We start from the raw sequence: 19,324 nt of genomic DNA on the forward strand, positions 1-19,324 counted from the left end.
CTAGGATCGTTACGGCGAGAGGAGACCATGGCATGGACGCAGCGAGTGCGCCGCCGCGGTCCCGACCTCGCAACCGGCGAGCCGAGATCGCCCGCAACGCCGGTGAGCTGTTCAGCGTCCGTGGCTTCCACGCCGTCCGCATGGACGACATCGCCGAGGCGAGCGGCATCACCGCGCGGGCCCTCTACCGCCATTACGCCAACAAACAGGCCCTGCTCTCGCACGTTGTGCTCGAGGACCAGCAGCACGTCGTCGACACGATCACGACGCTGGTCGCGCAGCCGCCCGAGCAACGCGACCTCGACGCCACCCTCACCGCGCTCACCGAGGCCGCCTTGGACAGCCGCCGGCTCTCCCTGCTGTGGCAGCGCGAGGCTCGCCACCTCGACACCGAGGACTTCCGGTTGGTCCGGAGCCGGACACAGTGGATCGCAGAGCAGCTGGGCGAGCTCCTCCTGGCCGCCAGGCGCAGCGAGCTGGGCGGCGAGGTCGCCGACCTCCGCAGCTGGGTGATCGTCAGCATCATCTCCGGAGCCGGGTTCTATGACAGCCCGCTCCCCAGCCCCCGCCTGGCCCAGGAGCTCGCTCTGGCAAGCAGGCGGGTGATCGACGCCCCCGCGGCGGCCGCCGCGGGCGGGCCGCCGCAGGTCGCTGACCGCGCGCCGCTCGCCCGTCGCGAGCAGCTCATCGATGCGGCCGCGCGGGAGTTCCGCGCCAAAGGTTTCGCCGGCGTCGGCATCGACGACATCGGCGGCCGGGTCGGCGTCGTCGGACCGGCGCTCTACCGGTACTTCGACACCAAGGCCGACATCCTGGTCGCCGCGGTCACCCGGCTGCACGAGTGGCTGGCACTGGAGATGACCCGCGCCCTGCGCACCCCCGGCCCGGACGACGCGGTCCTCGGCCTGCTCGTCGAGGGCTACGTCCGCGTCGCACTCGACGCGACCGACCTACTCGCCGTCTGGCTCACCGAACGGCTCTACCTGCCCGACGCCGCGCGCGAGCGCGTCGATCGCATTCAGGCCGACTACGTAGCGGAATGGCAACGCTGGCTCACCGTCGCCCGCCCCGACCTCCCCGATGCCGACGCCGCGACGCTGGTCAAGACCGCCAAGACGATCGTCGACGACTGTGCGCGGATCCCTCACTTCAGGCGGTACCCGACGGTGGCACACGAGCTGTCGGGCGCGGCCCTCGCCGCACTCGGCCTCCCCCGTACCGATCGACCGCACCGTTAGCGATGGCGTTCGTGCACGCCTTCGCCCCCTTCTGCTTTCCGCAGCCGGCCGCGACGGCACCTGTGTCGTATGAGGCGTTCTCGGCCGTGAGCAGCGTCGCGCACACACACCACATCGGAGAACGTGGCTTCTCCCTGGTCAAGGTTCTGTGCCCTGCGAGCAACCGCGCCGCGTCCGATGGCGTGTCGTGGCACAGCTTCACCTCGGCAAGACCGCACCCTTGAAGCGCGTCGGAAGGGGTTGGGGTCACAACTGGGGTCACGACACCCGGCGTGTCGTGACAGAACAGAACACGACTGCCGTGCTGAACTGGGTGGGCGCGGCAGGGATTAACCCTGCGACCTATCGAGTGTAAAGCGCGTGGAATGTGCCTCTCGCGCCTACCAGTAACAACGCTGGCGCGAGATTCCTCTTGAACCCCTCCGGCAGCGCCCTGCAACGAAATTTCGTGTCATGAGTGGTGTCATGGGGTCAACCCTCCCGTGCACTTTCATCATTCTCTCACCAACATCGCGGATGCCCTCGTTGCGTCGTACCCGGGATGGTGCAGGGTGAGGCTTCGCGGCAGTAGCGAAACGCCCCCGGCAACCGAATGTTGCCCGGGGCGTCGTGCTACGCCTCTCCGATGATTGCGATGAGGTCGTGGGATTTCAGTGGCTGGTCACCAATCCTTGTCGGAGTAGAGGATCATCCCACGGATGTTCTTGTCGGCGACAAGGTCCTCGTAGCCCTGGTTGACCTGTTCGAGGTCGTAGGTGCTAGTGACCAGCTCGTCGAGCTTGAGCTTGCCCTCGCGGTACATGTCGAGGAGCCAGGGGATCTCGGTGCGGGGGCTGGTGCCGCCGAAGATGCCCCCCTTGATCGACTTCTGCAGAAGGGCAATCTCGTACAGCTTGAGCTTGACGTCGGAGTAGTCGCCCGCGCCCATGCTGGTGACGGCCATGGTGCCGCCCTTGCCCAGGATCTCCACTCCTTCGGTGATGTGCTCGCCGGCGATCTGACCGACGGTGATGATGACCTTGTCGGCCATCCGGCCCCTGGTCAGTTCGCGCACCGGCTCGAGCGCTGCGGCGAGGTTCGGGAAGGTGTACGAGGCGCCGAACATCTGGGCCTGCTCGCGCTTGAACGGACTGGGGTCCACGGCGATGACGCGGCGGGCACCCGCCGCGGCCGCGCCCTGGACTGCGTTGATCCCGACACCTCCCGTGCCGACCACCACCACGGTCTCGCCGGGGCGGGTGTCGGCGACGTGCACGGCAGACCCCCAACCGGTGGTGACGCCGCAGCCGACGAGGGCCGCCTTATCCAGTGGCAGGTCCTTCTCGATGCGCACAACGGAGGCCTGATGGACGGTCACGTAGGGGGCGAACGTGCCCAGCGCGCAGCAGGGCACCACTGGCTTGCCCTTCACGTGGACCCGGTAGGAGCCGTCGGAGATCGACTGGCCGTCGAGCAGATGGGCGCCGAGGTCGCAGAGGTTCTGCCGGCCCGTGGTGCAGTAGTGGCACTTGCCGCAGGACGGGATGAAGGCGAGGACGACGTGGTCTCCCTCGACCACGTCGGTCACCCCCTCGCCGACCTTGTCCACGACGCCGGCACCCTCGTGACCGCCGAGCACGGGGAAGAACGCCACGGGCAGGTCGCCGTCGGCGATGTGGAGATCGGAGTGGCACAGCCCGGAGCCGACGAGGCGAACGCGAACCTCGCCGAACTTGGGCTCACCGATGTCGATCTCTTCGATGACGTAGGGCTTCTTGACTTCCCAGGCGATAGCGCCCTTGGTCAACATGATGGGTCCTCCGGAACGAGCGCAGTCTCTACCGATGTCTCTGTTGATCTAGCGGAATGGCTGGCGGACCCACCCCTTGTCCCAGTCCGAGATCTGATGGATCCGTGCAGTGATCTCGGTGAAGTACCACCGGCCGTCGACCTTGCGGAACGCGTCCGTGTAGCTCCCGGTGATCAGGACGGCGTCCTTCTGGTCGGGGTCGCCTCCTCGGGTCAGCGTGCACGGGCAGACGAGGTACCAGGTGCCGGAGGCGGTCGTCCCGTCCTCGGAGATGACGACGCTCGGGGTCGCGGCGGTGTGGAGGGACCAGACGATCTGGTTGCTGACCGAGCTGAAGAACGCGTGGATCTCGTTCTTGCCCTGGTGGTGACCGAACACGTTCATCGACCAGAGGCCGTCGTCGGTGAACAGTGCGCAGATCGCGTCGGGGTTGTAGTTGTCGTCGCAGGCGAGTGTGTAGGCGGACTTCAGACGCTGGATCTCGTTGACGTCCTCGAGGCGTTGCAGGCGCTCCTCGACACTCATCTTGTTGGTCTGATCGGTGACGGTCATGCCGGCTCCTTCTCCTGGTCGCGATCTCTGGTGGCGCGGTTCAGCTCGGAATGAGCATGCCCCGGACCTCTTGCAGGGACAGGCCGTTGAGGTCGGAGACCTGGACGGTGGCGCCGTAGCGAATGGCGATGCGCAGGAAGGCGAAGCGCCAGGCATCGGCTTGGCGGACGAACCGGTGCTGGTAGGTCCCGATCAGGACCGAGGAGTTGCCGAGAATCTCGAAGAAGTAGGCGAGCGTGGTCGCCGTGTCGCCGTCGAGGTCGATCTTCATGTTCGTGCCGTGATGCCCGGTGTAGTACTGGCCGCGCTCGGGCGCGCAGTTGGCCTCGATCACGGGCTTGTAGAACTCGTCGATGATGGACTGCCGCCCGTGGTAGGAGCGGTCGGAGCCGGGCTGGACGGCGTCCAGACCCACCATCTCGAGGGTGGCGTCCTCGGTGAAGACGTCGGCGAGCGCCGGCCAGTCCGCCGAGTCCAGGGCGAAGAGGTAGTCGTACCACCGGTTGCGGATGGCTTCGAGATCCTCGAGCCGCTGGATGCGGTCAACGAGCGCGGTTTCCGTGGTCTGCGTCATTGCGACCTCTCAGGAACGAACGTTCGTGATGTGGTAGCGCGGATGGTAGGTCGGTGTGACCGGGATGACAAGAGGTGGGAGGCGCGAGCGCGGACGAGCAGTCAGTCGTGACGCGGGAGGGGGGCCTCGACCATCGCGAGGGCGTAGCGCGCGTGTTGTTCGGCGAGCTGGCCGCGGGACAGGGGGCCGTCGGGTCGGTACCACATGGAGATCGCCGCGCAGAGCGAGAGGATGCTGCGGGCGGCGTCTTCTGGGTAGGGGGTGCGGAACTCGCCATTCCCCGTGCCGTCGGCGATGATCCGTTCGAAGATCGCCTGCGTGGCGTCGCGGGCCTCGACGAGCCGCTCGCGCTGCGGTCCCTGCAAGTAGCGGATCTCCGTGGCGGAGACCAGCATCGCCAGCTGATGATCGACCACGAACCCGACGTAGGCACGGACGGCTTCCCGCAGCCGTGGCGCCGCCTCATCACCGGCGTCGGCCGTGGCCGTGATGACCCGCCGGAAGAGCTCGGCGTTGGCGTGGCGCAGCACCTCGGCGAGCAGGTGTGACTTCGACGGGAAGTAGTTGTACAGGTTGGACAGACTTGTGGCGGCAAGCCGGGCGATGTCTCGCATGGATGCCCCGTTGAAGCCTTGCTCCCCGAACGCGGCCAGTGCGGCGTTGAGGATCGCGGCCTCGTTCCGGCGCCCCGTGTCGGCGACGAGGATGGTCGGGGAACGGCCGTTCATGTGAAGGCACGTTAGCTGAGCTGTGGCCTTGACCACTACACCGCCGCGATGCTTGGGTGCCGGCGGCAAGAACGATCGTTCGTCGAGGAGGTGCACGTGTTCCCCGACGGGGCGGCGAAGGATTTGTCGAAGACCGGCCGCCGGTTCGAGGAGTTCACGGTCGGGGAGCGCTTCACGAGTGCGCCCCGGACCGTCACGGCCACCGACCTCGCGGAGTTCACCCGGCTCTCCGGCGACGACCACCCGCTGCACACGGGCCCGGACGGCATCCTGCAGGGCCCGTTCGGCCTGGCCGTCGCGATGGGCCTGCTGCAGTCCCTCGGTCTGCACGGCTCGGCGATCCGCGGGCTGCTCGACACGCACTGGAGCTACCGGCTCCCGCTGCGCGTCGGCGACACGGTGCACCTGGAGATGACGGTCGTGCGCTGCCGGCGCACCCGCAAGGGCGACCGCGGCGTGGTCACCCGGCACATGCGGCTGGTCGACGAGCAGGGCCGCACCGTGCAGGAAGGCACCACCGCCGCGCTGGTCGACGCCGCGGGCCCGGGCCCCGATCCGGTCGGCCGCGCCTTCGGCACCGTCGCGTGGGGCGAGGCGCTCGTCGCCGGGCTGGCGCCGGAGTTCGCCGAGTCGCTGGCCACCTGGGACGGGGCGGTCGGGCTGCGCGCCGGCGAGCACGAGGTCTGCCTGCGGGTCTACCGCGGCAAGGTCATCGAGGTGGCCTCCCGCGCGGCGCTGGGCCCCACGTTCACCGTCGAGACCGACGAGCTCACCTGGACCGAGCTGGTCACCGCCCCGGCCAACGAGTTCACCCGCTTCGCCATGTCCGGCCGGTTCGGGATGCGGGGCAACGGCTACGAGTACCTGCGCCTGACGAGGGCCCTGCACCTGATCGTCGACGCGGCCCGGGGGATCGCATGAGGTACATCGGGATCGGCGGCGCGCTGGCGTTCGTCGAGGAGCACGGGGCGGGCGGGCAGGACGCAGCCGGCACGCCCGTGCTCTGCCTGCACACCGCGGGGCAGAGCGGGGTGCAGTGGCGCCACGTCGCGCCGGCGCTCGCCGCCCGCGGCTTCCGGGTCGTCGTGCCGGACCTGCCCGGCCACGGCCGGTCGGAGCCCGCGCCCGGCGGCCCGGTGACCGACCTGGGCGACTACGCCGCCTGGTGCCTCGAGCTGATCGACGCGCTGGGGCTGGCGCGCCCGTACGTCGTCGGCTGCTCGATCGGCGGGAAGATCACGCTGGACCTGGCCGCGCGCGCGTCGGACCGGCTCGCGGGCGTGGTGGCGATGGCGGCGAACGCCTGGACCGGCGGCACGCCCTCGGAGCGGGGGCTGCGCCGCGAGCTGGCCGACGTCGCCGCCCCGAGCCGGACGGACCGGACCTACCTGGGGACGCTCGCCGTCGTCGGGCGGTCGGTGCCGGCCGAGCGGGCCGAGCTGATCGCGACCATGCACCGCCGCGAGGACCCGGCGATCTCGAACTCGGACCTGATCGGCTGGACCACGCACGACCTGCGCGAGCGCCTCGGCGGGGTGACCTGCCCGGCGCACCTGGTCGTCGGCGCGGACGACCTGTGGGTCCCGGCCGCCGGCACGGCCGCGGCGGCCGCGCTGATCCCCGGCGCGCGGTGCACGGTGCTCGACGGGATCGGGCACTATCCGATGGAGGAGATCGAGGGCTTCGACGGCGTGCTCGCGGGCTGGCTCGCCGAGCTCGGGAACGAGGTGGCGGCATGAGCGAGGTGGCGGCATAACCGCCGATGCCCCCGCCCAACACGGCCTCGTAACCTCACAGAGCCTCTGAATGACATGACCCTGATCAGCGGTCGGCGGGTTGGGTTGCTCGGTCGGCTTCCGCCGCCGCTTCGCGGCCGATCAGTCAGATGCTCTCTTCGAGAAGTAGCTCAGCGCATGATCTTCGGGCCGACGAGCCATCCACCCTCAGCGGGCAGGCCCCTATGATGCTGCTCACAGCTGTCAGTTGCTTCGAGCCGGATCGGCCACCACACCGACCACATCGGGAGGCAGCCATGAGCGTCACGCTTCGCGGCGTCAACCTCGGGTTCATGGGGCTCGACAAGTCCCTGCTGGTCAACAAGGCGGAACATGCCGGGACGACCTATCAGTGCCCGGCCATCGCCTACATCGTCGAGACTCCGCAGGGACGGATTCTCTGGGAGACCGGCCTGTCCGCACGGTGCTCGGACGAGTGGCTCGCCGAGTGGCAGCAGGTGGTGGATCTCGGCGCCGTCACGCCTGAGGCGTGCCTGGAGCTGCGGCTCAAGCAGCTGGGCCTGGGAGCGGATGACTTCCGCTTCGTCGTTCAGGGGCACCTGCACACCGACCATGCCGGCGGCCTGCGTCTGTTCGAGGACGCCGGCGCCGAGATCGTCGTGCACGAGGACGAGTATGCCCACGTCATGGGCCTGGATACGGACAAGGACTTTTTCGCCCGCGTGGACTGGGCCTTCCTCGGCAACAAGAAGCCGACCCTGATCTCGGGAGGCTCGACAGAGCTCGCCGACGGGGTGCGCCTGGTTCACTTGCCGGGCCACACCCCGGGCCAGATGGCCATGGAAGTGAACCTGGAGACCACCGGCACTGTGCTGCTGACCTCCGATGCGCTCTACCACCACGAGAACTACGTCGAGCCCACCGGTGAACCCCAGATCTACTGGGACATCGAGAAATGGCGCTCCTCGCTGGCCTCGCTTGGCCAGATGGCACGCGAGACCGACGCCTGGCTGTTCCCCGGGCACGACGAAACAGGGATTCAACACTTCAACGGGCGTAAGGAGCTGAAGACGATCCGGTTCGACGAGGGCTACACCTACGCCTAGCGGCGCCGACCGACAAGGAGAATCCGGTGATCGAGATCGGGGTATTCCACAACGGGGCATCCGACCTGCCTGCGAAGGAAGTGCCGTGGAACGGCACGGGCGTGGTCGTCAACGACGGCGACCTACCCGCCACGCACGAGTCGGCCCAGCGCACCATCGTCAACCAGGTCCGGCAGGGCGTCCTCGCCGACCAGCTGGGTTTCGACTACTGGTTCCAGACCGAGCACCACTTCCAGCCCGAGGGCGCCGAGCTCAGCCCGAATCCGCTGCTCGGCGAGGCTGCGATCGCCGCGCGGACCAAGAGGATCAGGCTGGCGCAGGCGGCGAACATCATCACCTGGTGGCATCCGATCCGGATCGCCGAGCAAGCCGCCATGCTCGACGTGATCAGCGGTGGCCGACTCGAATTCGGCATCGGCCGCGGCTACCAGCCGCGCGAGAACGAAACGTTCGGCTGGCCCTATGGCTCCACCATCCAGGACCAGGAACGCAACCGCGCCTACTACGAGGAAGCCTACGAGATCATCCTCAAGGCTTGGACCCAGGACTCGTTCTCGCACCACGGCGAGTTCATGTCGCTCCCGCCGTCGTACACGAAGTGGAACCACAAGCAGACCCTGGCCTACTTCAGCCAGAAGGGCGTCGGTCGTGAGCTCGACGAGGTGCTCAAGGTCGGCGCGCCGGACATGTACTCCGGGGGCAACCCGGTGCAGGCGACCACCACGAAGCTCCTCGAGTTCTCCGTGTATCCGCAGCCGTTGCAAAAGCCGTATCCACAAATGTGGGAGCCGTTGACCAGCCCCCGATCGGTCAAGTGGGCGGCCGAGCGCGGTATCAACGGCTACTTCATCGTCGAACCCAACTCCCGACTCCGCAAGAACATCGACCTGTACTACGAGGCCGCCGAGGCAGCCGGGTGGCCCGACCGCCAGGATCGTGGCCAGTTCAAGCGAGGCTGGGACGCGGAGAAGCATCGCGGAGTCGTTACGTGCCGGTACATCCACGTTGCCGAGAAGGGACTCGGGGACCTGGACCGAGCCGCGCGGGCCATGGAGCTGCAATGGGACTACTACGGACCGTTCGGCTTCGCCGCTGTACTGGCCGAGGCCGACGAACCGTTCTACGACCTGAACATGAAGGTCACCGCCGACCTGCTCCGCGAGAAGAAGGTGGCCATCCATGGGTCGAAGCAGTACGTGATCGACTCGATCATGGAGATCAAGGAGCACTGCGGCTACGACGACTTCATGTTCAACGCCTGGTTCGAGCTCGGCGGCTTCCACGGCGACGAGATCGAGGCCCAGATGGGCTACTTCGCCGAGGAGATCATGCCCGTGCTACGCCGTGAGTGCGGTGGCTCGCCTGAACTGCCCACAAGCACCGTCAACCTCGACGTCGCACCGAAGGCGGTAGCGCAAACCTGATCGCTAGCCGGCACACCTGCAGCCGAAGGACCGTATGTGGTCGCTGTTCCGGGCGGGCCCCGCCCGCCCGGAGCCAGGCCTTAACCTGCCCCGGGAGCGGGGCGTCTTCAGACTGTCAGCAGCGATGGCGGTTTTGGGTCTTGGCCTTCGCATCGGCTCAAGGCTTTGCGACCAGCCTGCTTGGGAACAGAGGCGGGTTCGACACCCGGAGAAGAACGAGGTGGGCGCCCAGGCACCTGGACGAATCTCAGTGCTGGCAGGGGGACGCGGTGGCGCCCATGTCGACGTCTCGGGTCTCCGGGCCGAGGAGCGCGCCGACTGCGATGAGCAGTCCGCCGATCGCCATCAGGATCGCCGAGGCGTAGGTAGGGCTGAACAGGTCGCCGAGGCCCACTAGGTAGTAGGCGTAGAACGCGGGGATCACCAGGGCGAGACTGTAGCCGATGCCGTATCCGGTGGATCGCAGCGCGGCGGGGAATCGTTCCGTCATGTAGGCGGCGATGGGGCCGAAGGCGAGGATCCCCACCACGAAGGCCACGGTCAGCAACAGGACGGCCAGGCCGAAGCCGGGCGCGATGGCCGCCGCGAGCAGTGCGGAGGCACCGGCACCGACGACGGCGACGAGTAGTCCCACTCCGATGTAGAAGGGTCGCCGACCGATGCGCTGGCTCAGCAGCCCGGCCAGTGGGTAGGTCACGGCGCTGGCGGCGGAGGCGATGATCAGGGCGACGGTCAGCTGGGTCGGGGTGAGGCCGGCGACCTTGGAGGTGAGGCCGGGAAGGACCGAGGCGGAGATGTTCAGGGCGATCCAGATCCCGGTCATGAGAACGAAGACCTGGAGCAGGCTGCGCCGGTTGGTGCCGGTGAACAGTTGGCGCAGCGGGGACACGCGCTTGGCCGCGGGTTCTGCGTTCTCCCACGCCTGGGACTCGGGAACCTGGCGGACGAAGTAGACGAGGAAGGCGACCGCGAGCCCGGCCCCGATGAAGAACGGGATCCGCCAGCCCCACACGGCATAGGGCGAGTCCCCCGCGCCGGCGGGGAAGATCTGCAGCAGCAGGAGGGTGAGCGCGGAGATCAGGCACAGCGCCCCGGGAGAGGTCATCGTGATCAGTCCGCTGGCCAGGCCGCGCCGGCGTTTCGGTGTCCACTCCATGGCGAGGGGGATCGCCGCGGTGTACTCACCTCCCAGGAACACCCCGTCCACCAGGCGCAGCAGGATCAGCAGGCCGATGCCCCAGAGCCCGACACTGGCATACCCCGGCAGCAGCCCGATGAGCAGCGTCGTGACCGCGATCCCGACGATGGCGATGATCGTCGCCTTGCGGCGGCCGGTGCGGTCCGCGATCACCCCGAAGATCGCGGCCCCGATCGGTCGACCGATGAGCGTGGCCGTGAAGACGAAGGCGGCGATGATCGCGGCCGTGCCTGCGTCGGGGTTCTTCGGCACGAAGAAGCTCATGGCGGGCGCGAGCACGATCACGGGCAGGTAGATGTCGAACTGGTCGACGAAGTAGCCGACGATGCCGCCGACCAGGGCACGGCGACGGTTGGCGGAGTCGTCCGTGTCGGCAGCCGGTGGATTCAGGTTCGGGATGTGGGCGATCTCGGTCATGGGTGTCTCCGGAGTGGACCGAGCGTTTCCGAGTAGCGGCAACGCTGCGCGCGGGAACCGAGCGGCCGACGGCCGTCGGGCGTGGCCGCGACCCGGGCCTTTGAAGCCGGGACCGGGGCCATCAGTGTGCGGTCAGAGCAGGTCGGTGAAGTCCTGCGGGAAGTGGTGTTCGCCCCCGAGCTCCTTGCTTAGCTCGTAGGCGGTACCGGCGAGGTCGCGCCACGCGGGGCCGGGTGTCTCGACGGGCAGGGTGCGTGCGGTGCCGATCACGGCGATGGTCGCGCAGATCCCTGACTCGTCGAAGACGGGCGCCCCGACGGCGGTGATGTCCGAGTCCAGGATGTGGGTGGACGCCAGACCCGTCTCCCGGGCGCGCTCCACCCCCTCGACCAGGGCCCGCCGCCCCGCGCCGGCCACGGAGGCCACCAGCCGGTCGGCCCGCAGCTGGTCGGCCATGAACGCCAGGAAGACCTGACACTGGGCCGAGTCGACCGGGAGTTGGTGGCCGACCCGCACCGACACGACCACGGGATTGCTGTTGTCCTCCTCGACCCGGGCGACAACAGGTCCGCTCGCCCCCCACAGGCTCAGGGCCGAGGACAGCCCGGTCGTGCGGGCCAGGCCCACCAGGTGCGGAGGGGCCAGCTCGACAACGGCGCGCCTGCCCAGCGAGAAAGCCCCGAGCTGGACGAGCAGCCCACCGGGCACGAAGGCCGACCCGTCGCGGCTACGCTCCAGCAGTCCTGCCGACACCAGCGAGGCGAAGTAGCGGTGGGTCGTGGTGCGATTCAGACCCAACGCGGCGGCGGCGTCCGCCACCGTCAGCGTCGGACGGTCCGGGCGGAACAGCCCGAGGATCTGACTTGCGCGCGTCACGGCCTGGATGTCTCCCTGCGACGCATCCGCGCGCCTGGCTGCCGACTCCGTCATCGCCATCCGTTCGTCATGTGAACCGTGAGTTCGTCATACGGTAGGGACTCGGGTTGTTCACTGGCAAGCCCTACGCCGGAGAAGTGCATCTCACACCCCGGCCTCGCCTGGTTGCCGTGGTTGGCGAGCGTGTGTCACGCTGGCATTGTTCACGAAGCGAACTTTGAGTCGCACGATGTGAACGATAGCGGCGGTGATGCCCTCCGGGGCGGCCGACGTCTCGGACATCGTGATCGGCCTCGAGTACCGAGGAGCCTGCCATGGCCTATGGCCCAGACGACCCCCGCAGCCAGCTGAGCGCGTCGCCGGTGCGCGCCGCGGAGCCGAACGCGCCCGCGCAGTACGTCGACTTCACCGCGCTGGCACCGGACGAGATCAGCGATCAGGGCAGCCGCACCTGGTGGGTGCGGGGGCAGAACTTCGCGTTGGCCTACACCCACGCTCGGGCCGGGGAGGCCCTGCAGCGCGGCGGCCAGCCGGACGAGTACGTGGTGCTTTTCCCGCACGACAGTGCCGTCGCCAAACTCACCGCCGCCAGCGACGAGGCCGCCGTGCAGGGGGCCGCCATGGTCGTGGTCCCGGCCGGGGACAGCCGCGTCGAGGTCACCACGGACACCGCGGTCGTGCGGCTGTTCTCCGCGGCCTCGCCCGAGTTACTGGCCCGCTGCCGCAACCACGCCGACTACGTCGAGCCGCACCCCAACGTCGCCGCGTTCGCACCCTGGCCGGCTCCCGTCGACGGACCGGCGCTGCGCGTCTACCCGGTCGCCGCGCACCCCTATGAGCAGGGCCGCTTCGGTCGGCTGTTCCGGTGCAGCACCTTCATGGTGAACCTGTTCGACCCCGACTTCGGCCCGCGCGACCCCGCCAAGCTCTCCCCGCACCACCACGACGACTTCGAGCAGTGCTCGCTTGCCGTCGACGGCCAGTACGTGCACCACATCCGCAACCCGTGGACCCCGGACATGGCCGACTGGCGCGAGGACGAACACGTGCACGTCGCCAGCCCGTCGGTCGCAATCATCCCGCCACCGTCCGTGCACACCAGCCAGTCCGTCGGCCAGGTCCGCAACCAACTCATCGACATCTTCTGCCCGCCCCGGCACGACTTCTCCGCCAAGCCCGGCTGGGTGATCAACGCCGCCGAGTACCCCGTGCCGGAGCAGTCATGACCACCTCGTTCCGCGAGCTACTCGCCTCGCTCCACCGAACAGCACTCGGCACCTGGGTCAAACTGCCCACCGTCGACAGCGTCGAGCTGCTGGCCCACGCCGGCTTCGACTTCCTCGTCGTGGACATGGAGCACTCCCCGCTCGACGTGCTCACCGTGCACCACTTGCTCGGCGCGGCGCACGGCTGCGGGCTGCCGGCCCTGGTCCGCGTGCCGGACCGAACGCCGTCGACGATCTCCCGGGTCCTCGACTCCGGGGCCGCAGGAGTGCTCGTCCCCCACGTCGACACCGCGACCGACGCCCGGGCCGTCGTCTCCGCCGGCCGATTCCCGCCGCACGGCACCCGCGGCTACGGCCCCACCGTCCGCGCCGGCGCCTGGGGCGCCGACGTGCCCGGATACCGCGCCTCCGACAACGAGACCGCCGTTGTTCCCCAGCTGGAAAGCCGGGAAGCCATCGACGCCGTGCGCGAGATCGGCGCAGTCGACGGGCTCGCCGCACTCTTCGTCGGGCCCGCCGACCTCGCCGTGGCCACCGGGCTCGCCGCTGGCTCGCCCGAGTTCGCCGCCCTGCTCGACGACGTGGCCAGCGCCGCGAAGGAACTGGTGCTCCCGCTCGGCACCGCCGTCGGCACCGCAGCGGCGGCGCGCGAGCTCGCCGCCCACCACGACTTCGTGATGATCTCCAACGACGCCTCGATGCTCGGCCAGGCCGCACGCACCCTCGTGGCCGACGCCAGCGGCCGCTGACCAGACATCCACGGCACCTTGAAGACCTCTCAACCGCCGGCCACCGGCGAGATCGGACAAGGAACGACCATGACCACAGAAGCGATCGACCAGGTCCTCGACGGGCTCGTCGACATGCACTGCCACTCCGGGCCCTCCCCGATGCCACGCGAGTTCGACCACGCCGGCGGCGCCCGCGACGGCTGGGAACGACTCCGGATGCGCGCGATGGTCGCCAAGTGCCACCACCACAACACCCAGATGGACGTGCTCGCCCAGCGCCCCCTGCTGGCCGACATCCCGACCGAGGTCATCGGCGCAGTCGCGCTCAACTCCACCGTCGGCGGCCTGAACCTCGCCCAGGTCCAGCTCTGCCTCGGCCTGGGCGGCAAGGTCGTCTACCTGCCCACCGTGTCCTCAGGCCGGCACATCGACTGCCACGCCGAAAACCTCGGCTTCCCCACCCCGACCGTGAAGCTGACCGCCCAGCGCATCGAGGTCGTTCGCGACGGCACGGTCGTCCCCGAGCTCGAGCCGATCTTCGACCTGATCGCCGAACACGACGCCGTCCTCAACGGTGGACACCTGCACCCCGACGACATCAGCGCCTGCTTCGCCGCCGCACGCGAGCGCGGGGTCCGCAAGTTCGTCGTCTCCCATCCCGACTTCGTCATCGGAGCCGATCCCCGACAGTGCTCCAGCTACATCGAGCACGGCGCGCTGATCGAACACGAACTCCACATGTACGACCCGGGCGCGAAGATGCGCTGGCCCGTCGAGCAGCTGATGAACTGGATCACCGCACTCGGCCCCGAGAACACCCTGATTGGGTCTGACCTCGGTCAGGCCGGATTCCCCCGCCCGGTCGACGCCTTCCGCCGAGTCGCCGAAGCCCTCCTCGACCTCGGTCTGCCCGAGAAGGACCTCCGCCGCATCGTGCACGACAACCCGCGCGAACTGCTGTCGCTTACCGACTAAGCAGGGCAGCTGCCAAATCGGCCGCACGCCGGAGGGTGTCGGTCCCCGGCACCGTACGGACGTCCTATTTCAGCGGTGCCGCGCACGCGGTCAGTCCCGCCCGTCCTAAGCCGGCGATGTTCACCCCGGTCTGAGAAGTGCGGCCAGCTGCGGCACGCCGACGCTCGGCGTGTCGTGACTCAACCGCACCTGGCGTCTGCCGCACACTGGAGCGCGATCGAAGGAGGTGGTGTCACAACTGGTGTCATGACACTGGCGTGTCGTGACAGAACTGAACAGCTCTGCCGTGCTGAACTGGGTGGGCGCGGCAGGGATCGAACTTGCAACCGCTCGGGTGTAAAGAGCGCACTACCTCCCTCTCAGGCCTCCTACCAGCGGAAACGCTCCCGCCTGATTCCCCTGTAACCCCTAGGTCAGCACCTCTGAACGGGATCTCGTGTCATCAGTAGTGTCACGCCGTCGGCTCGGACGAGCGCGAAGAAGCGTGGCCTCGTGACCCTCCAGCGGACGTGGTTCACAGGTCTCGCACGATCACACGACCGCTGCCGGTCCTGGGGAACGACGTGTGCTCTCGGATCTCGTCGGGGACTCCACGGCGGCCGAGGTGCTCGCAGCACCAGGAGCGGAAGGCCCGCTCCTCGTAGCCAGCAGCCGGGATCACGTGGGCGACCACGACGGCGTCGAGGGTCTCGTCCGGACGGGCTGCTACGGCGACGTCGTGCACCAGCGGACACGCCTGCAGGTCGATCTCCAGCGCGTACGTCGACAGGTTCTCGCCGCCCCGCCGGATGATGTGCATGCCGCGGCCGCGGAACTCGAAGCGGCCGTTCGGGTGCCGGACCATGATGTCGCCCGTCCGCAGCCATTCGCCGTCGACGAGGGTCGCAGCGGTGGCATCGGAAGCGTCGAGGTAGCCGAGCATGAGCGTGTTGCCCGGTCTCCCGCGGACCCACAGCTCCCCCGGCTCGCCGTCGGAGGCGTCGGAACCGTCGTCGCGGACCAGGCGGAGGCCGTCGACGCCGAGGAACGGGCGACCGATCGTTGCGCGGTCATCAAGTTCCCACGGCGACCCGCCGAGGACGCCGGTCACGGACTCGGTCTGTCCGTAGATCTGGCGCGTGTGGATCCCCGGGACCAGCCGGTCCCACTCCTGCCAGTCCGCGCTGCTCAAGGTCATTCCGTAGTGGACGGCACGGAGCGGACCCGGGTCGACCGGTTGTCCCGAGCCGACGGCGCGGTGCAGCGCCATCCGCATGGGCGGGGCGACCATCGAGGCGATCGTGGCGCCGGTGCGACGGGCGGCGTCGAACCAGGTGCTCGCGCTGAAGCGGGGCACGATCGCGATCGAGCCGCCCGTGACGAAGGGCGGGGCGCACAGGTAGAGCTGTGCGTTGGTGTGGAAGAACGGCGAGCAGAGATAGTGCCGGTCGGTGCTCAGGTAGCCGCCGTTGCGTGCGAGGCGTTCGGCGGACATGACGTAGTTGCGGTGGGTGAGTTGCACCAGCTTCGGGGCGCCGCTGGTGCCGGAGGTCGGCAGCAGCCCCGCGACGAGGTCGGGCGTGGCGGAGGGGAGCTCGCTGCCCGCCGGGCCGAGGTCGGTGGGACAGGCGGTGGTCCACAGCTCCTCGTCGGTCGGGACCAGTAGCCGCGTCGACACCCCTGCCCGGGCGATGGCGTCGGCGACGAGGCCGGCATTGGACATAGCCGCGACGACGGCGACCGGCCCGGTCGCCCGGAGAGCCCTCTCGACGGCGAGCAGCCCGGAGTCCGGGTCGATCACCTGCACGACTGCGCCGTTGGCCGGGATCGCCAACCACAACGCCACCGTCAGCGGGCTGTTGGGCAGGGCCAACACCACGCTCCGCCCGTCCTGCACGCCGATCCCCGCAAGCCCGCGCCGAAGATCGTGGACATCGGTGGCGAGGCGCTCCCAGGTCACCGTGCCCGGCTTCGCGGGTCCAGCAGGGTCGCGGAGGTGGACCAGGGCGGGCTCTCTGGGCCGCAGGACCGCCCACTGGTCGAGCAACCCGTGCAGGGTGCGGTCCGAGCTGACGTCGTGTCCGGCCATTCTCAGTCCCGGAGGGCCTCTCGGTGGGCCGCGGTTTGCCGCAGTGCCAGCAGGGTCGCGAGCGTGACGAGGCTGCAGGCGATCGTGTACCAGGCCGCGGCCAGCGAGTTGCCCGTCGCTGAGACGATCGCGGTGATGATGAACGGGGCCGTTCCGCCGAACAGCGCCACCGACAGCGCGTAGGCCAAGGAGACTCCGGTGACCCGCGTGCGCGTCGGGAACCGCTCGGACAGCAGCGCCGGTAGCGGTCCGCCGACCAGGCCGATGAGCACACCGGCCACGACGAGGGCGACCAGAGCGGCACCGAAGCCGCCGCGGAGCATGAGGAACAGCGGGTAGGACAGCACCAGGGTGCCGACGGTGCCGACGAGCATCACGGCGCGACGGCCGACGCGGTCCGACCACGCACCCGCGAAGGGGACGACCAGACCCGCGACCGTGCCGTTGATCAGGGTGAGCACGTAGGACTGCTCCAGCGACATCCCCAGGGTCTTGGACAGGTAGGTCGGCATCAACACCATGAACGTGTATCCGGTGCAGGAGTAGACGACGACGATCCCGACCGTGGCCAACACCTGCCGCAGTAGCCCCGGTTCTCGCGCGGCCTCTGTCGCAGGCGTCGGCGTGATGGGTGACGCGGCAGTCGCGGCGCGGAACGACGGTGTCTCGTCGACCCGCATCCGCAGGTAGAGCGCGATGAGTCCCATCGGAGCGGCGACGAGGAAGCCGATGCGCCAGCCCCAGGAGGTTAGGGCGTCGTCGGGGAGGACGGCGATCAGCACGGTCGCCATCCCGGCGCCGAACACGAACCCGATCACCGTGGTGAAGAACGACCACGAGCCGTAGAGCCCACGTCGGCCTGGCGGTGCGTACTCGGCCATCAGCGACACCGCACCACCGAACTCGCCGCCTGCCGCGAGTCCCTGCACCACCCGCAGCACGGTGAGCAGCAGCGGCGCCCAGACGCCGATCGTCGTGTAGGTGGGCAGGACCCCGATCAACGCCGTAGCCCCGGACATCAGGGTGATGATCAGGACGAGCACCGGACGACGTCCCGCTCGGTCGGCGAAGCGGCCGAACACGGCCGCGCCGACGGGCCTGAGGAAGAACGCCAAGGCGAACAGCGAGAAGGTGGCCAGCAGGCCCGCCACGCCGTCGCCGGTCGGGAAGAAGAGCCCGGCGATGACGGGCGCCATGTAGCCGTAGAGCGCGTACTCGTACCACTCGACGAGGTTGCCGATGGAGCCCGCGACGAGCGCGCGCCGCGAGGCGCGCACGTCGATGACCTGGCACGTGGATGTGGCGTCGTTGGTGGCCGCCATCTCGGTCATGGTGTTCTCCGCTGTGGGGCGCCATCAGGCGGTGATGCTTGTCGGTGACGGGTTGAAGACGATGACGCCGCAGGCCTGTTCCCGGCGTGCTTGTCGGCGTTCGCCCTGGTCAAGCGTGCTCGAGCGGGAGGGCGGTGTCGATCTAGTCGAACTCGATGTGGCGATGGGAGGAGCGAGTGGGGGCGGGCCTGACCTGGACCCGCCCCCCGCGCCCACTCGTACTCAGCGGCCCGAGGAGCTGAAGGGCAGCTGGATCTTCGGAGCGACCTCCTGCGCGATGAGCTGCAGGGACTGGAACCACGGGGACGGGTCGTCCATGTAGTCGTGGGACTCGACCTGCAGGGTGCCCCACCCACCGGTGAACTCGTAGAGCGTGTTGAGCTTGTCGATCACGGTCTCCGGGGAGCCGACGACCCACACGTTGTCGCAGATCCACTCGAGGTCGACGTCGCCCGGCTCGGCGCCGGCGTCCTTGATGTAGCCCTCGAGCATGCCGAAGCGCTCCCAGATGGGCCACAGGTACCGCTCGAAGGCGTACCCGATGCCGCCCTCCATAGCGAGCTTCTTGGCCTCCTTGTCGGTGTCAGCCACGAACACCGTCTGGGAGACGTGGTACTTGGACCGATCCGGGGTGTGCCCGTTCTCCAGTGCGGCCTTCTCGTAGGTCTCCCAGTGGGTCTTGAGGATCGAGGACCCGGAGTAGATCGAGACCGGCATGAATCCGCGCTCGCCGGCGAACCGGATCGACGGCGAGTTCACCGACAGCCCGGTCACGGCGATGTCGAGCTTGCCGCCCCAGGGGCTGAAGTCGGCGAGCTTGTGGTCGTCGTGGCCGAGGCCGTCGTCGACCTCCTCCGGGTAGCCGGCATTCCAGAACTCGCCCTCATGGAAGAACGGCTCGCGCTTCCAGATCTTCTCCATGATCTCGAGCGACTCGCGGACCCGCTTCGGGTTGTTCTGCAGGTCGGTGATGCCGTGCAGGTACGACGCCTGCGGGTACGCCCCCGCGCCCACACCGAGGAAGTAGCGGCCCTCGAGGATCTGGGACAACCAGCCCACCTGGATCGCCAAGTCGGCGGGGTGGTGGTGCGGAAGCAGATGGGCCATCGGAGCGAACTTGATCCGCTCCGTCTGCGTGGCCGCCGCCGCGATGACCAGCTCCGGGGTGGGGATGCACTCCCATTTCTGGGTCGCGTGTTCGGCCACCATGAACTCTGTCAGCCCGGCCTGGTCCGCCTGACGAGCGTTCTCCAGCGCCCACTCGAAGGTCTGCCGGCTGGTGCGCTCCGGGCGCATGTACGGGATGTGGATGAGACCGGAATCCATCTGTTCTGTGCTCCTCGTTGCTGGACGTC

General features: G+C 68.8%; 17 protein-coding genes. 8 read left to right on the plus strand and 9 right to left on the minus strand.

What is annotated here, in order from left to right:
- Positions 1-32 precede the first annotated feature (32 nt).
- Positions 33-1,238, plus strand: coding sequence for a TetR/AcrR family transcriptional regulator (locus tag ACQP04_RS24285; protein WP_433502868.1), 1,206 nt, complete (start codon positions 33-35; stop codon positions 1,236-1,238).
- Positions 1,239-1,899: 661 nt separating this feature from the next.
- Here ACQP04_RS24285 and ACQP04_RS24290 read toward each other — a convergent pair.
- The 4 genes from ACQP04_RS24290 to ACQP04_RS24305 form a co-directional block, all read right to left on the minus strand.
- Positions 1,900-3,027, minus strand: coding sequence for an NDMA-dependent alcohol dehydrogenase (locus tag ACQP04_RS24290; RefSeq protein ID WP_433502869.1), 1,128 nt, complete (start codon positions 3,025-3,027; stop codon positions 1,900-1,902).
- Between the two features lie 48 nt (positions 3,028-3,075).
- Complete coding sequence (locus ACQP04_RS24295; protein WP_433502870.1) at positions 3,076-3,579, minus strand: nuclear transport factor 2 family protein; 504 nt, start codon at positions 3,577-3,579, stop codon at positions 3,076-3,078.
- A 40-nt stretch (positions 3,580-3,619) separates the two neighbouring features.
- Entirely contained in the window at positions 3,620-4,153 is a 534-nt protein-coding gene (locus ACQP04_RS24300) for a nuclear transport factor 2 family protein (RefSeq protein ID WP_433502871.1), read from the minus strand.
- Positions 4,154-4,254: 101 nt separating this feature from the next.
- The gene (locus ACQP04_RS24305; RefSeq protein ID WP_433502872.1) at positions 4,255-4,881 is read right to left on the minus strand and encodes a TetR/AcrR family transcriptional regulator; all 627 of its coding nucleotides are present in this window, start codon (positions 4,879-4,881) and stop codon (positions 4,255-4,257) included.
- A gap of 96 nt (positions 4,882-4,977) precedes the next feature.
- Here ACQP04_RS24305 and ACQP04_RS24310 point away from each other — a divergent pair, with 96 nt between their 5' ends.
- From ACQP04_RS24310 to ACQP04_RS24325, 4 genes are all read left to right on the plus strand, one after another.
- Complete coding sequence (locus ACQP04_RS24310; protein ID WP_433502873.1) at positions 4,978-5,802, plus strand: MaoC/PaaZ C-terminal domain-containing protein; 825 nt, start codon at positions 4,978-4,980, stop codon at positions 5,800-5,802.
- Positions 5,799-6,620 carry an alpha/beta fold hydrolase gene (locus ACQP04_RS24315; RefSeq protein ID WP_433502874.1) on the plus strand — a complete coding sequence of 274 codons (822 nt, stop codon included), beginning with the start codon at positions 5,799-5,801 and terminating at the stop codon, positions 6,618-6,620. Before ACQP04_RS24310 ends, ACQP04_RS24315 begins: the two co-directional genes overlap by 4 nt.
- A 293-nt stretch (positions 6,621-6,913) precedes the next feature.
- Complete coding sequence (locus ACQP04_RS24320; protein ID WP_433502875.1) at positions 6,914-7,723, plus strand: N-acyl homoserine lactonase family protein; 810 nt, start codon at positions 6,914-6,916, stop codon at positions 7,721-7,723.
- Positions 7,724-7,749: 26 nt separating this feature from the next.
- Positions 7,750-9,147 carry an LLM class flavin-dependent oxidoreductase gene (locus tag ACQP04_RS24325; protein ID WP_433502876.1) on the plus strand — a complete coding sequence of 466 codons (1,398 nt, stop codon included), beginning with the start codon at positions 7,750-7,752 and terminating at the stop codon, positions 9,145-9,147.
- A 247-nt stretch (positions 9,148-9,394) separates the two neighbouring features.
- Here ACQP04_RS24325 and ACQP04_RS24330 read toward each other — a convergent pair whose 3' ends face one another.
- Both ACQP04_RS24330 and ACQP04_RS24335 read right to left on the minus strand, forming a co-directional pair.
- Positions 9,395-10,762, minus strand: a complete 1,368-nt coding sequence (locus ACQP04_RS24330) for an MFS transporter (RefSeq protein WP_433502877.1) — start codon at positions 10,760-10,762, stop codon at positions 9,395-9,397.
- A gap of 132 nt (positions 10,763-10,894) precedes the next feature.
- Positions 10,895-11,638: an IclR family transcriptional regulator gene (locus tag ACQP04_RS24335; protein WP_433502878.1), complete on the minus strand. Its 744-nt coding sequence runs from the start codon at positions 11,636-11,638 to the stop codon at positions 10,895-10,897.
- A 314-nt stretch (positions 11,639-11,952) separates the two neighbouring features.
- On the opposite strand from ACQP04_RS24335, the gene ACQP04_RS24340 reads away from it, so the two are divergent.
- The 3 genes from ACQP04_RS24340 to ACQP04_RS24350 all read left to right on the plus strand — a co-directional run bounded on the left by ACQP04_RS24340 (position 11,953) and on the right by ACQP04_RS24350 (position 14,570).
- On the plus strand, positions 11,953-12,864 hold the full coding sequence (locus ACQP04_RS24340) for a hypothetical protein (protein ID WP_433502879.1): 912 nt from the start codon (positions 11,953-11,955) through the stop codon (positions 12,862-12,864).
- Positions 12,861-13,613 (plus strand): HpcH/HpaI aldolase family protein, encoded by a 753-nt coding sequence (locus ACQP04_RS24345; protein WP_433502880.1) that lies wholly within the window; start codon positions 12,861-12,863, stop codon positions 13,611-13,613. Before ACQP04_RS24340 ends, ACQP04_RS24345 begins: the two co-directional genes overlap by 4 nt.
- A 69-nt stretch (positions 13,614-13,682) precedes the next feature.
- Entirely contained in the window at positions 13,683-14,570 is an 888-nt protein-coding gene (locus ACQP04_RS24350; RefSeq protein WP_433502881.1) for a DUF6282 family protein, read from the plus strand.
- Between the two features lie 514 nt (positions 14,571-15,084).
- Here the strand turns inward: ACQP04_RS24350 and ACQP04_RS24355 are convergent.
- From ACQP04_RS24355 to ACQP04_RS24365, 3 genes are all read right to left on the minus strand, one after another.
- On the minus strand, positions 15,085-16,638 hold the full coding sequence (locus ACQP04_RS24355) for a class I adenylate-forming enzyme family protein (protein WP_433502882.1): 1,554 nt from the start codon (positions 16,636-16,638) through the stop codon (positions 15,085-15,087).
- Between the two features lie 2 nt (positions 16,639-16,640).
- Complete coding sequence (locus ACQP04_RS24360) at positions 16,641-17,969, minus strand: MFS transporter (RefSeq protein ID WP_433502883.1); 1,329 nt, start codon at positions 17,967-17,969, stop codon at positions 16,641-16,643.
- A gap of 222 nt (positions 17,970-18,191) precedes the next feature.
- Complete coding sequence (locus ACQP04_RS24365; protein WP_345382686.1) at positions 18,192-19,295, minus strand: LLM class flavin-dependent oxidoreductase; 1,104 nt, start codon at positions 19,293-19,295, stop codon at positions 18,192-18,194.
- Positions 19,296-19,324 lie beyond the last annotated feature (29 nt).

The organism is Pseudonocardia halophobica (assembly GCF_050948485.1).
GTDB classification, from domain to species: domain Bacteria; phylum Actinomycetota; class Actinomycetes; order Mycobacteriales; family Pseudonocardiaceae; genus Pseudonocardia; species Pseudonocardia halophobica.